Source organism: Micromonospora parastrephiae (genome assembly GCF_016802865.1).
Classification (GTDB): Bacteria; Actinomycetota; Actinomycetes; order Mycobacteriales; family Micromonosporaceae; genus Micromonospora; species Micromonospora parastrephiae.
In genome coordinates, this window is sequence record NZ_JAEVHM010000150.1 from 1 (window position 1) to 13,665 (window position 13,665).

Here is a 13,665-nt window from a genome sequence, read left to right on the forward strand (position 1 = left end):
CCGGTGGCTCTCGCCACCGGGGCCCCGCCCCTTGCTACTGGTTGTGCTACTCGTCCGCGCCGGCGGCGGCGGTGCCACCGAGGTCGGCCGGCACGGCGTCCGGAACTTCGACCGGCTTGTCCGCGCCCCGGAAGACGAGCTTGGACTTGTCGATGTCGTTCGGGTCGCCCTCGCAGTCCACCACGACGATCTGACCCGGGGTCAGCTCGTTGAACAGGATGCGCTCGGAGAGGTTGTCCTCGATGTCGCGCTGGATCGTGCGACGAAGCGGACGGGCACCGAGCACCGGGTCGAAGCCCTTCGCCGCCAGGTACTTCTTGGCGTTGTCGGTCAGCTCCAGACCCATGTCCTTGTTACGCAGCTGCGTCTCGATCCGCTGGATCATGATGTCCACGATCGAGAGGATCTCGGTCTGGCGCAGCTGGTGGAAGACGATGGTGTCGTCGATCCGGTTGAGGAACTCAGGCCGGAAGTGCTGCTTGAGCTCGTCGTTGACCTTCTGCTTCATCCGGTCGTAGTTGGACTCGGAGTCCTCCGACGCCTGGAAGCCCAGCGACACCGCCTTGGCGACGTCACGGGTGCCCAGGTTGGTGGTCAGGATGATGACCGTGTTCTTGAAGTCCACGATCCGACCCTGACCGTCGGTGAGCCGACCGTCCTCCAGGATCTGGAGCAGCGTGTTGAACACGTCCGGGTGGGCCTTCTCGATCTCGTCGAAGAGAACCACCGAGAACGGCCGACGCCGCACCTTCTCGGTCAGCTGCCCGCCCTCGTCGTAGCCGACGTAGCCGGGAGGGGCACCCACCAGCCGGGAGACCGTGTAACGGTCGTGGAACTCGGACATGTCCAGCTGGATGAGAGCGTCCTCGCTGCCGAAGAGGAACTCGGCGAGCGCCTTGGACAGCTCGGTCTTACCCACACCGGACGGGCCGGCGAAGATGAACGAGCCCGACGGGCGCTTCGGGTCCTTCAGGCCGGCCCGGGTACGCCGGATCGCCTTCGAGACCGCCTTGACCGCGTCCTCCTGGCCGATGACGCGCTTGTGCAGCTCGTCCTCCATGCGCAGCAGGCGCGAGGTCTCCTCCTCGGTCAGCTTGTAGACCGGGATGCCCGTCCAGTTGCCGAGCACCTCGGCGATCTGCTCGTCGTCGACCTCGCTGACGACGTCCAGGTCACCGGCCTTCCACTCCTTCTCCCGCTGAGCCTTCTGGCCGAGGAGCTGCTTCTCCTTGTCGCGCAGCTGGGCGGCGCGCTCGAAGTCCTGCGCGTCGATCGCGGACTCCTTGTCGCGACGCACCTGGGCGATGCGCTCGTCGAAGTCACGCAGGTCTGGCGGCGCGGTCATCCGACGGATCCGCATCCGCGCGCCGGCCTCGTCGATCAGGTCGATCGCCTTGTCCGGAAGGAAGCGGTCGGAGATGTACCGGTCGGCCAGCGTCGCGGCCGCCACCAGGGCGGCATCGGTGATGGAGACCCGGTGGTGCGCCTCGTACCGGTCACGCAGGCCCTTGAGGATCTCGATGGTGTGCGCCAGCGACGGCTCACCCACCTGGATCGGCTGGAACCGGCGCTCGAGAGCGGCGTCCTTCTCCAGGTGCTTGCGGTACTCGTCGAGGGTGGTGGCACCGATGGTCTGCAGCTCACCACGGGCCAGCATCGGCTTGAGGATGCTCGCCGCGTCGATCGCGCCCTCGGCGGCACCCGCACCCACCAGGGTGTGGATCTCGTCGATGAACAGGATGATGTCGCCGCGGGTGCGGATCTCCTTGAGCACCTTCTTGAGGCGCTCCTCGAAGTCACCGCGGTAGCGGGAACCAGCGACCAGCGCACCGAGGTCGAGCGTGTAGAGCTGCTTGTCCTTGAGAGTCTCGGGCACCTCGCCCTTGATGATCTTCTGGGAAAGCCCCTCCACCACGGCGGTCTTACCGACGCCGGGCTCACCGATCAGGACCGGGTTGTTCTTGGTACGGCGGGAGAGCACCTGCATGACCCGCTCGATTTCCTTCTCGCGCCCGATGACCGGGTCGAGCTTGCCCTCACGGGCGGCCTGGGTCAGGTTACGGCCGAACTGGTCCAGCACCAGGCTGGTCGACGGCGCGGCCTCACCCGGCGCGGTGCCCGCCGCGGCCGGCTCCTTGCCCTGGTAGCCGGAGAGCAGCTGGATCACCTGCTGGCGGACCCGGTTGAGGTCGGCGCCGAGCTTGACCAGCACCTGGGCGGCGACGCCCTCACCCTCGCGGATCAGACCGAGCAGGATGTGCTCCGTGCCGATGTAGTTGTGGCCGAGCTGCAGCGCCTCGCGCAGCGACAGCTCCAGCACCTTCTTGGCCCGCGGCGTGAACGGGATGTGCCCGCTCGGCGCCTGCTGGCCCTGGCCGATGATCTCCTCGACCTGCTGGCGGACGCCCTCCAGGGAGATGCCGAGGCTCTCCAGGGCCTTTGCCGCGACGCCTTCACCTTCGTGGATCAGGCCCAGCAGGATGTGTTCCGTACCGATGTAGTTGTGGTTGAGCATCCGGGCCTCTTCTTGGGCCAGGACGACAACCCGTCGCGCTCGGTCGGTGAACCGCTCGAACATGCCCTCGTGCTCCTCACGTGCCGTGCGCCTTGATGGTCAAGATCTTGGCGGGGCCGGTGCACGAACGTCCGGGACGGGCGTCCGTGCCTCCTTACTCTATCGTCGCTGACCGACTCAGCTGAGGTCGTGTGTCTCGGGTGCGGGTCGATTCCACGTCGTTTTGCACAACCGTCCGCGCTCAGGAGGTGTTCCGGTACCCCTGTCGCTACGCGCAGAGCGAAATCCGACCGACGCGACGGGGGCCCCTCTCCCGGCTCCGGAAGCCCTCGGAGGGGCGGGTCGTCGCCGGACGGACGCCGCGCGCGACCCTGGGGGAAGGTTGTCCACAGGTTGTGGATAGTTGCTCCACTGGTTGTGGACAACGCCGGTCGGGTCCGGAAGCTTCCCGGACCCGCGAAACGCTCACGGGAGCGTGGATACGGCGACGCCGGCCCGGAGGAATGCTCCGGTCCGGCGTCGGTGTCGCCTTCGGTGGCGCCTGGCCACCAAGCTGCTGACGGATCAGCGCTTAGCGTGGAACTCGTCGACGATCTCCTGGGGGATGCGACCCCGGTCCGAGATGTCCTTGCCAGCCTTCTTGGCCCACTCCCGGATCGCCTTGTTCTGCTCGCGGTCGGCGGTCGCGCCGCCCCGACCACGGGCAGCCCGCCCACCGATCACGACGCCGCCCCGGCCCACCTTCGTGCCGGCACCCACGTACGGCGCGAATACGTCGCGCAATTTCGCGGCGTTGGAACTCGAGAGGTCGATCTCGTACTGAACGCCGTCGAGGGCGAACTTGACGGTCTCGTCCGCGTCCCCGCCGTCCAGGTCATCGACCAGCTTGTGAATGATCTGCTTGGCCACGTCCCACATTCCTTTCGAGCAGGGCACTCCTGCTAACGAGAGCACAATAACCCGGGCGCTGCTCGCCTCGTCAATAGGATGCGGTTACGGCTCGGCGCGAGTCGGCCCGGACTACTCCGGGCGGACCAACGGGAAGAGGATCGTTTCCCGAATTCCGAGCCCGGTCAGGGCCATCAACAGCCGGTCGATTCCCATTCCCATACCGCCGGCGGGCGGCATTCCGTACTCCATCGCCCGGAGAAAGTCCTCGTCGAGACGCATCGCCTCGTCGTCGCCCCGGGCGGCGAGCTGCGCCTGGGCCACCAGCCGTTCCCGCTGCACCACCGGGTCGACCAGCTCGGAGTACGCGGTGCCCAGCTCGAACCCGAGCACGTAGAGGTCCCACTTCTCGGCCAGCCCCGGCTCGCTGCGGTGCGCCCGGGTGAGCGGGCTGGTCTCCTCCGGGTAGTCCCGCACGAAGGTGGGCGCCTGCAGGCCGGGAACGACCAGTTCCTCGAACAGTTCCTCGGCCAGCTTGCCCGGTCCCCACTTCGGGTCCACGGCCAATCCCACCTTGTCCGCGTACTCGACGAGGTGGGAGCGCTCGGTGCGGACCGTGACCTCCTCGCCGAGGGCCTCGGAAAGCACCCCGAACAGGGTCACCGACCGCCACTCGCCGCCCAGGTCGAACTCCCGCCCGTCGGTGTGGGTCACCACCGTCGAGCCGCTGACCGCGACCGCCGCCTGTTGCACGAGATTGCGGGTCAACTCGGCCATCGTGTCGTAGTCGCCGTATGCCTGGTACGTCTCCAGCATCGCGAACTCGGGCGAGTGCGAAGAGTCGACACCCTCATTACGGAAGTTGCGGTTGATCTCGAAGACTCGGTCGACGCCGCCGACCACAGCGCGCTTGAGAAACAGTTCCGGCGCGATTCGCAGATACAGATCGGTGTTCAACGCATTGCTGTGGGTCACGAACGGTCGAGCGGCAGCCCCACCGTGCAGAAGTTGCAACATCGGCGTTTCCACCTCGATGAAGCCCTGCCCGTGCAGCGAATCACGCAGGCTGCGTACCGCCGCCGCCCGGGTCCGGACCATCTGTCGGGCCTGCGGCCGGACGATCAGGTCGACGTAGCGCTGACGAACCCGGGCCTCCTCGGAGAGCGGCTTGTGCGCCACCGGCAGCGGCCGAAGGGACTTCGCGGTCATCTCCCACCGCTGCGCCAGCACCGACAGCTCGCCCCGACGGCTGGTGATCACCTCACCGGTGACGCCGACGTGGTCACCGAGGTCGACGAGGCGCTTCCAGGCCTCCAGTCGCTCCGGGCCGACCCGGTCCAGCGAGAGCATCGCCTGCAGCTCGGTGCCGTCACCGTCGCGCAGGGTCGCGAAGCAGAGCTTGCCGGTGTTGCGCACGAAGATCACCCGGCCGGTGATCGAGACCTCGTCGCCGGTGGCGGTGTCGGTGGGCAGATCCGTGTACCGCGTCCGGATCTCCGCCAGGGTGGTCGTGCGGGGGAAGCCGACCGGGTAGGGCTCGACGCCCTCGGCGAGCATCCGGTCCCGCTTCTCCCGGCGGACCTTCATCTGCTCGGGAAGGTCGTCGGCGGGGTCCACTGGCACGGCGTTCTGCTCGCTCACGGCACGCTTCCTCGTCACGGGAGATACAGGGGGTCAGGCCCGAGCGTACTCAAGCGGTCCGGGGGCTGTTACCGGATAACCTGCCCGTCATGGTCGATCACACTCACGCCCTCTCCTTCGGCGCCGCAGCCAGCGATTATGACCGGTTTCGCCCCCGCTATCCCGAGATCGCCGTCCGCTGGGCGCTCGACGGGCTGAGCAACGCCCGAGTGGTCGATCTGGGCGCGGGCACCGGCATCCTGACCCGCGGCGTGCGGGCACTGGGCCACGAGGTCGTACCCGTCGAGCCCGATCCGGGGATGCGGGCGCAGCTCGCGGACGCCACGCCGGGCACGACGGCGCTGGCGGGCAGCGCCGAGGCCGTGCCGCTGCCCGACGCGGCGGCGGACGCGGTGCTGGTCGGCACGGCGTACCACTGGTTCGACCGGGAGCCCGCGCACGCCGAGATCGCCCGGGTGCTCCGCCCCGGCGGCACCTTCGCCCCCATCTGGAACATCCGGGACGACAGCGTCGACTGGGTGGCCGAGCTGGGCCGGATCGCCCACCTCGACGACAAGTCGGGCAACATCGTCGTGAAGTACGCGGACTTCGGTCCGGCGTTCGGCGCGATCGAGGTGCGCGAGTTCGCGCACCGCACCACGCTCACCCCGGACGAGGTGCTCGGCATGATCCGCACCCGTTCCTACTGGCTCACCGCCTCCGCCGACGACCGGCAGCGGGTCGAGCGGGAGTTGGCCGAACTCCTGGCCACCCACCCCGCGCTGGCCGGCCGGGAGACCGTCGAACTGCCGTACCGGACGCTGGTGCTGCGCGCCCGGCGGCACTGAACGGTCACAGGTTGCGCTCGTAGACCATCCGCAGGCCGATCAGCGTGATCATCGGCTCGTGGTGGGTGATGCTCCGGCACTCGTTGATCACCAGGGCGGCGAGGCCACCCGTGGCGATCACCGCCTTCACCTCGCCCAGCTCCTCGGTCATCCGCTCGACGATCCGGTCCACCTGCCCGGCGAAGCCGAAGTACAGGCCGGACTGGAGGCACTCCACGGTGTTCTTACCGATCACCGAGCGGGGCTTGGTGGCCTCGACCTTGCGCAGCTGGGCGGCGCGCGCGGCCAGCGCGTCGAAGGAGATCTCGATCCCCGGGGCGAACGCGCCGCCGAGGAACTCACCCCGACCGCTGATCACGTCGAAGTTGGTGGTGGTGCCGAAGTCCACCACGATCGACGGCCCGCCGTAGAGGGTGTACGCGGCCAGGGTGTTCACCACCCGGTCGGCGCCCACCTCCTTCGGATTGTCGATCGCCAACTGCACCCCGGTCCGCACGCCCGGCTCGACGATCACGCTGGGCAGGTCGGCGTAGTAGCGGCCGAGCATGGTGCGCAGCGACCGCAGCGCGGCCGGCACCGTCGAGCACGCGGCCACACCGGTGATCTCCACGTTGTCCCCGGCGAGCAGGCCCCGGAACATCAGACCCAGCTCGTCCGCCGTCGAACGGGCATCGGTCTTGATCCGCCAGGAGTGCACCAGCTTGTCGCCGTCGAAGGTCGCCAGCACGGTGTTGGTGTTTCCGATGTCGATGCAGAGCAGCACGCTCGCAGCCTAGACAACTACTCGGTGCGCAGGTCCAGCGCGATGTCCAGGATCGGCGACGAGTGGGTCAACGCGCCCACCGAGAGGAAGTCGACGCCGGTGGCGGCGTACCGGCCCGCCACCTCCAGGGTCAGCCCGCCGGTCGCCTCCAGCTCGGCCCGGTCACCCACCGCGGCCACCGCCTCGGCCAGCGTCTCGGGCGTCATGTTGTCGCAGAGCAGGAAGTCCGCGCCGGCCTCCACCGCCTCCACCGCCTCGTCGACAGTGGTCACCTCGACCTGCACCGGCACCTCCGGGAACGCCTCCCGGACCCGCCGGTACGCCGCCGTGATGCCCCCGGCCGCCAGCTTGTGGTTGTCCTTGATCATGGCGACGTCGTAGAGGCCCATCCGCTTGTTGGTGCCACCGCCCGCCCGCACCGCGTACTTCTCCAACGCCCGCAGGCCCGGCGTCGTCTTGCGGGTGTCCAGCACCATCGCCTTCGTGCCGGCCAGGGCGTCCGCCCAGGCCCGGGTGTGGGTCGCCACCCCGGACATCCGGCAGAGCAGGTTGAGCGCCGTCCGCTCGGCCGTGAGCAGCAGCCGCGTCGGGCCGGTCATCGTCGCCAGCACGTCGCCGCGGGCCACCCGCTCACCGTCGCGGGCCAGCACCGACACCTCGACGGTACGACCGAAGCCGGTCACCTCGCCCACCAGCTCGAACACCGCAGCGGCCACGGCCATCCCGGCCAGCACGCCGTCGGCGCGGGCCACCAGGTCGACGGTGTCGGTCTGCTCCGCCGGGATCGTGGCCACGCTCGTGACGTCCAGGAAGTCCGGTCCCAGGTCCTCTACCAGCGCGGTCTCGATCACCCGCCGCACCTGCTCCGGGTCCAGTCCGGCCGCCCGCAACGCCGCCCGCGTCGATTCGATCATGACAATCCCTCCCACTGCTGCGTCAACCGGCCCTGCGCGCCGATCGAGCCGACCAGGTGACCCAGCCACCTCTCGTCGGCCGTCGGGAAGTCCTCCCGCCAGTGGCAACCCCGGGTCTCGCCGCGCGCGTACGCCGCCGCCACCAGCGTCGACGCCACGGTGAGCAGGTTGGTCGCCTCCCAGTCGGCGGTCCGTGGCCGGCCCCGGGCAACGCCCAGCTCGCTCAACGTCCCGGCCGTCCCGGTCAGCGTCGCGGCCGAACGCAGCACCCCCGCCCCCCGGGTCATCGCCCCTTGCAGAGTCGGGGTCGCCTCGGCCGGCAACACCCACCCCACGCCGCCACGCCAGGCACCGGTATCCGCCGGCTGGGCCTGCTCGGGCAGGCCCGCCGCGATGTCGTCGGCGATCCGGCGGGAGAAGACCAGGCCCTCCAGCAACGAGTTGCTGGCCAGCCGGTTCGCGCCGTGCACGCCCGTGCAGGCCACCTCACCGCACGCGTACAGGCCGGGGATCGAGGTGCGGCCGCGCAGATCGGTGCGGACGCCGCCGGAGGCGTAGTGGGCCGCCGGGGCGACCGGGATCAGGTCGGTCGCCGGGTCGACGCCGATGGCCAGGCAGGACGCCACGATGGTCGGGAACCTCCCGGCCAGGAAGGCCCCGCCCAGGTGCCGGGCGTCGAGGAAGACGTGGTCCGCGCCGGTGGACAGCAACACCCGGTGGATGCCCTTGGCGACCACGTCCCGGGGTGCCAGCTCGGCCAGCTCGTGCTGGCCCACCATGAACCGCTTGCCATCCGCGTCCACCAGGTGAGCGCCCTCGCCGCGCAGCGCCTCGGAGACCAGCGGCTGCTGCGCGTGACCGGCGCCGGGCACGCCCGCGCCGGACGGGGTGATCAGGGCGGTCGGATGGAACTGGACGAACTCCACGTCGGTCACCGCCGCGCCGGCCCGCATCGCCAGGGCCACCCCGTCCCCGGTGGAGACCGCCGGATTGGTGGTGGCCGCGAACACCTGCCCCATCCCGCCGGTGGCCAGCACCACCGCACGGGCCAGCAGCGCGCCCACGCCGTCCTCACTGCCCTCGCCGAGCACGTGCAGGGTGATCCCGCAGGCCGGGCCGAGCCCGTCCGGGCCGTCACCCGCGCCCGCAGCAGATCCAGCACCAGGGCGTGCTCGACCAGCCGGATCCACGGGTCGCGCTGAACCGCCGCGTGCAGGGCCCGCTGCACCTCGGCCCCGGTGGCGTCCCCGCCGGCGTGCACGATCCGGTCCGCCCGGTGCCCGCCCTCCCGGGTCAGCATCAGCGAACCGTCCGGATGGCGGTCGAACTCGGCGCCGATCCGGATCAGCTCCCGCAGCCGGGTCGGGCCCTCCTCGACCAGCACCCGCACCGCCGCCGGGTCGCAGAGCCCCACCCCGGCGACCTCGGTGTCCCGGGCGTGCGCCGCCGGAGTGTCCGCCGGGTCGAGCACCGCGGCGATGCCGCCCTGCGCCCACCGGGTCGAGCCGTCGTCAATGTTGACCTTGGTGACCACCGTGACGTGCAGACCCGCCTCCCGCAGGTGCAGCGCCGCGGTCAGGCCGGCCACCCCGGACCCCACCACGATCACGTCGGTGGTCTCGACCCAGCCGGGCTCGGGCGCGGCCAGCAGTGAAGGCAGGGCCGGCAGGTCGACGGTCGGAAGGTCCATCCCCCCAGTCAACCCGAACGCTCCTCGTCGGGGGCGGCGGGGGCGGGACGAGTGGTATCGGCTACCCCGTCCCGGGTCGAGCGGCCCGCGCCGGCCGTCAGGCCGTGGTCACTTCGTCCGGACCGGCAGACCCGCCGGACCCGCGCCCTTCAGGGAGGCGGTCACCGTACGGTTGCTGAGCCACAGGTAGCAGCGGACGCCCCGGTCACCGACCCGCCACCGGCCCGCCCCCGGCGGGCGGACCACCACACCGCTACGGAACCGCAGCTCGGCGTCGTTCGGCACGCCCACGTAGCGGCCGAGGACGCCGCGACAGCCGGCGTAGAGCGGCACCCAGTCGGCGTCCCGGGTGGGGTACGGCGTGTCCGGTGCACGCCACACCCCGACGAACTCGGCGTCGTGTTGCTTGCCGCACTCCACCGGGACCAGCGTCTGCGCACCCCGCCCGGCCCCGCCCCGGGTCTGCTGACAGCCCAACCGCAGCGTCGAGGCGCCCTTCAACGCGTCCCGCAGACTGCCCGACCGGACCACCACGGTCGCCGCCGCCTCGACCGTGGTCAGCTCGGTGAGATCGCACCGGTACCAGCGGGCGCCGGCCACCCAACCCGGCCCGGAGGGCAGCGCCACCGACAGCCGCAGTCGCCCGGCCCGCCAGTCGTCACCGACGTACCCGGAGGCCCGGGTGTCGCACTCGGCGAACGCGCCGCGCAGCTCGGGCGAACCACCGGCCGGGGCGGTCGCCCGCTCGGCCGGGAACGCCCCCACGTGCACGGTTTCCAGCCGGTGCGGACCCGCGCAGTCCACCGGGTCGTAGCCGGCCAGGGTCACCACGTCGGTGAAATCGGCGGCGTGACACACACCGGCGGCCGGGGTGAACGCCGACGGGGCCGCCATCGCCGCCCAGTCGTCGGTCAGGTCACCGTCCAGGCCGCCGGACCCGGCGCAGCCGACCAGCAACACCGCCGTCACGGTGGCGGCGAACAGGGTCGTCATGGCACGGCGCATCGCGGCCTCCCCCAGCCACCCACCGGCTTACGCCAGTGCTCAAGGGTAACCGGACATGACCTTCTGGTGACAGACCGGAATCGGGTCGCGCGGGATCACACGGCGGACACGGCGAGCGGGCTGGTCACCGGGTCACCGGCCGTACCGGGGGCCGCCGCGGCCGGGTCGGCGCCCAGCTCGATCACCCGGTTGTCGGCGTCCACGTGCACCACCCGTGGCCGGTACGACCGGGCCTCGGCGTCGTCCATCTGCCCGTACGAGATGAGGATGACCAGGTCACCGGGGTGCACCAGGTGCGCGGCGGCCCCGTTGATGCCGATCACGCCGCTCCCCCGCTCACCCGGGATGACGTACGTCTCCAGCCGGGCGCCGTTGGTGATGTCCACGATCGCCACCTGCTCGCCGGGGAGCAGGTCGGCGGCGTCGAGCAGGTCCTGGTCCACCGTCACCGAACCCACGTAGTGCAGGTCGGCCTGGGTCACCGTGGCCCGGTGGATCTTCGACTTGAGCATGGTCCGCAGCATCGGGGTGGCCTTTCGCCGGAATGGTGGTGGTGGAAAGCGGCCGGGTCAGGGGCGGGGCGCGAGGTGGATCGCCGCGTTGTCGATCAGGCGGGTGGCGCCGACCCACGCGGCGATCACCAGCCGGGCCGGCCCGGACGACGGCCCCGGCTCCAACTCGGGGTCGGTGAGCACCAGGTAGTCGAGGCGGGCGCCGGGCGTACCCGCGCCGAACGCGGCCTGCGCGGCGGTCAGCACCGCGCCCGCGTCCAGGCCGTCGTCGGCCGCCCGCGCACCGGCGCGCAGCGCGGCGGACAGGCTCAGCGCGGCAGCCCGCTCCGGCTCGCTCAGGTAGCGGTTACGGCTGGACAGCGCCAACCCGTCGGGCTCCCGCACCGTCGGCACGCCGATCACCTCGACCGGCACGTCCAGGTCCCGGACCATCCGCCGGACCAGGGTGAGCTGCTGGTAGTCCTTCTCGCCGAAGAACGTCAGGTCCGGCTGGGTGAGCTGGAGCAGCTTCAGCACCACGGTGAGCACGCCGTGGAAGAAGCCGGGGCGGCTCGCGCCCTCCAGTTCCGCGCCGAGCGGACCCGGGTCGAGGCGCACCCGGGGCTGGCCGTCGGGGTACATGTCGGCGACCGACGGGGCGAAGACCACGTCCGCGCCGGCACGCCGGCACACCTCCAGATCCGCGTCGAGGGTCCGGGGGTAACGGTCGAAGTCCTCGTTCGGCCCGAACTGCAACGGGTTCACGAAGATCGTCACCAGCACGTGGTCGGCCTGTTCCCGAGCCGCGCGCAGCAATGTCTCGTGGCCCGAGTGCAGGGCACCCATGGTCATCACCACACCGACCGTGCCCTTCAGCCCGGCCCGAGCCTCGGCCAGCTCGGCCCGAGTGTGTACGAGCAGCGTCACGCGGCCACCTCCCGACCCGAGTCGGCGAGCACGCCGAGCAGCGACTGCGCGTCCACCGGCCGCAGCCGGCCGGCGGCGATCGCCCGGTCGGCGGTACGCCGGGCCAGCGCCAGATACGCGGGAACGGACTCCGGGGCGGTGGCCCCCAGCCGGGCCAGATGCCGCTGGACGGTGCCCGCGTCGCCACGGGACACCGGGCCGGTCAACGCGTCGTCACCGAGGCGCAACGCGTTCTCCAGGGCGGCCCGCAGCAGCGGGGCGAGCACCTTCTCCGGCCGGGCCACCCCGGCGTCGCGCAACCGGTCGGTCGCCTCGTTCACCAGGGTCACCAGGTGATTCGCGCCGTGCGCGAGCGCGGCGTGGTACAGCGGGCGGTCCGCCTCGGCCACCCACTCGGGCACGCCGCCGAGGTCGGCGACCAGCCGGGCGGCCAGCGGGCGCAGCTCCGCCGGGGCGGTCACCCCGTACGAGATGCCGTCGAGCCGGGCCAGGTCGTCCGGCGTACCGGTGAAGGTCATGGCGGGGTGCAGGGCGAGCGGCCGTGCACCGACCGCGGCGACCGGCGCCAGCACGTCCAGACCGTGCGCGCCGGAGGTGTGCGCGACCACCTGACCCGGGTGCAGCGCGCCCCGCTCGGCGAGGTCGGCGACCACGGCTGCCAGCGCGTCGTCCGGCACCGCGATGAGCAGTAGGTCGGCCGCGGCGTGGGCGACAGCGACGGCCGGGCGGCGGGGCACCTCGGGCAGCAGCAGGGCGAGGCGCGCTCGGCTGGCCCCGGAGTCACCGGTGACGGCGGCCACGCGGTGCCCGGCGGCGGCGAGCGCGGCTCCCAACACGGCCCCGACGCGGCCCGCGCCGACGACACCGACGGTGAGCAGACGGGAGGTGGCGCGGACGCCGGGAACGGCGCGACCCCGCGATGCGGCAGACCCGTGTGGGGCGGCCGGGCGCGGGCGCAACGGTGCGCTCATGACGACGATCCAGTCCTCGAGAAGGGGTACCGGTCGATCGCAAGTATGCGCCCGGCCCACCGAACCGGGACAAGCATGTGTGAAAACCTTCACCACCCCCTCAACCCCCCACCCCGCTCCAGTCCAGCCCGAGTCGATCATGGAGTGGTGGTGCCTGTTTCAGCAACAGAAGGGGCAACTGTCGCCCACCACAACTCCTTGATCGACGCGGCCACTCGCGGCGTGGGGATCACGACTCGCCTCGTCACCGGTGACCGTAGGGTCGGCACGATGACACACGCGGAACGCGGAACGAACTGATGTCGATCCGGTGGCGGGACGCCATGACCAGCGCCCTCTACGGGCCGGGCGGCTTCTTCGTCGTCGGCGCCGGGCCGGCGGAGCATTTTCGGACCAGCGTGCACGCCTCCCCGGCCTTCTCCAGCGCTCTGCTGCGCCTTGTCTCGCAGGTCGACGCGGCCCTCGGCCACCCGCCCCGTCTCGATGTCGTCGACGTGGGCGCGGGGCGGGGGGAACTGCTGCGGGCTCTCGTCGGGCTCGCGGTGGGGGTTCCCGGGACTCCCACGGCCGCCGTCCGTCGGTCGCTCGACGATCCGTCGTCGGTCGCCGAGCGTCCGTCGCTCGCGGAGCGAGTCCGCTTCACAGCGGTCGAGTACGCCGACCGCCCCGAGAACCTGCCCGAAGAGATCAACTGGACAGCCGAGATTCCAGGTCAGATCAACGGAGTGTTGATCGCCACGGAGTGGCTGGACAACATCCCACTGGACCTGGCGGTGCACACCGAGGACGGCTGGCGGTACTTGCTGGTCGATCCCGAGACCGGTGCGGAGACCATCGGTGAGCTGGTCAGTGCTGCCGATCTCGACTGGCTGGCCACCTGGTGGCCCCAACCCCCGAGCCCTCGCGGCACGGACCGTGACCCGACCGGGGGTTCGACCTCGGCGAATGCGACAAACGAGGGCGAGTCGGGTTTCGGGGCAGCCCGGCCGGCGCAGGGATCAAGCCTGACCGCCCGGAGCCGGCCGGGCTGCCC

The 13,665-nt window shown here is 71.2% G+C and carries 11 protein-coding genes and 1 pseudogene; 2 read left to right on the forward strand and 10 right to left on the reverse strand.

The annotated features are described in order from the left end of the window. Positions 1-46 precede the first annotated feature (46 nt). The 3 genes from JNW91_RS23560 to lysS all read right to left on the reverse strand — a co-directional run bounded on the left by JNW91_RS23560 (position 47) and on the right by lysS (position 5,044). Complete coding sequence (locus JNW91_RS23560) at positions 47-2,578, reverse strand: ATP-dependent Clp protease ATP-binding subunit (RefSeq protein ID WP_203177613.1); 2,532 nt, start codon at positions 2,576-2,578, stop codon at positions 47-49. A 501-nt stretch (positions 2,579-3,079) separates the two neighbouring features. Then, positions 3,080-3,424: a histone-like nucleoid-structuring protein Lsr2 gene (locus JNW91_RS23565; RefSeq protein ID WP_139582958.1), complete on the reverse strand. Its 345-nt coding sequence runs from the start codon at positions 3,422-3,424 to the stop codon at positions 3,080-3,082. A 111-nt stretch (positions 3,425-3,535) separates the two neighbouring features. Further along, positions 3,536-5,044, reverse strand: coding sequence for a lysine--tRNA ligase (gene lysS, locus JNW91_RS23570; protein ID WP_203177614.1), 1,509 nt, complete (start codon positions 5,042-5,044; stop codon positions 3,536-3,538). Between the two features lie 89 nt (positions 5,045-5,133). Between lysS and JNW91_RS23575 the strand changes: the two genes are divergently transcribed. Next, entirely contained in the window at positions 5,134-5,871 is a 738-nt protein-coding gene (locus JNW91_RS23575) for a class I SAM-dependent methyltransferase (RefSeq protein ID WP_203177615.1), read from the forward strand. Positions 5,872-5,875: 4 nt separating this feature from the next. Here JNW91_RS23575 and JNW91_RS23580 read toward each other — a convergent pair whose 3' ends face one another. The 7 genes and pseudogenes from JNW91_RS23580 to JNW91_RS23610 form a co-directional block, all read right to left on the reverse strand. After that, positions 5,876-6,634, reverse strand: coding sequence for a type III pantothenate kinase (locus JNW91_RS23580; RefSeq protein WP_203177616.1), 759 nt, complete (start codon positions 6,632-6,634; stop codon positions 5,876-5,878). 17 nt (positions 6,635-6,651) lie between these two features. After that, complete coding sequence (nadC, locus tag JNW91_RS23585) at positions 6,652-7,548, reverse strand: carboxylating nicotinate-nucleotide diphosphorylase (RefSeq protein WP_203177617.1); 897 nt, start codon at positions 7,546-7,548, stop codon at positions 6,652-6,654. Further along, positions 7,545-9,238, reverse strand: a pseudogene (locus JNW91_RS23590) (L-aspartate oxidase). The gene nadC and the pseudogene JNW91_RS23590 overlap by 4 nt, the downstream one beginning before the upstream one ends. Positions 9,239-9,346: 108 nt before the next feature. Then, a complete protein-coding gene (locus JNW91_RS23595) occupies positions 9,347-10,243 on the reverse strand; it encodes a septum formation family protein (protein WP_203177618.1) in 897 nt (298 codons plus the stop codon). Positions 10,244-10,338: 95 nt separating this feature from the next. Beyond that, the gene (gene panD, locus JNW91_RS23600) at positions 10,339-10,767 is read right to left on the reverse strand and encodes an aspartate 1-decarboxylase (protein ID WP_203177619.1); all 429 of its coding nucleotides are present in this window, start codon (positions 10,765-10,767) and stop codon (positions 10,339-10,341) included. Positions 10,768-10,812: 45 nt separating this feature from the next. Continuing rightward, positions 10,813-11,661 (reverse strand): pantoate--beta-alanine ligase, encoded by an 849-nt coding sequence (panC, locus tag JNW91_RS23605; protein WP_203177620.1) that lies wholly within the window; start codon positions 11,659-11,661, stop codon positions 10,813-10,815. Further along, on the reverse strand, positions 11,658-12,632 hold the full coding sequence (locus JNW91_RS23610; protein WP_238425571.1) for a Rossmann-like and DUF2520 domain-containing protein: 975 nt from the start codon (positions 12,630-12,632) through the stop codon (positions 11,658-11,660). Before JNW91_RS23610 ends, panC begins: the two co-directional genes overlap by 4 nt. A 299-nt stretch (positions 12,633-12,931) precedes the next feature. Here JNW91_RS23610 and JNW91_RS23615 point away from each other — a divergent pair. Then, a partial coding sequence (locus JNW91_RS23615; protein WP_203177621.1) for an SAM-dependent methyltransferase occupies positions 12,932-13,665 on the forward strand: 734 nt, incomplete at its 3' end.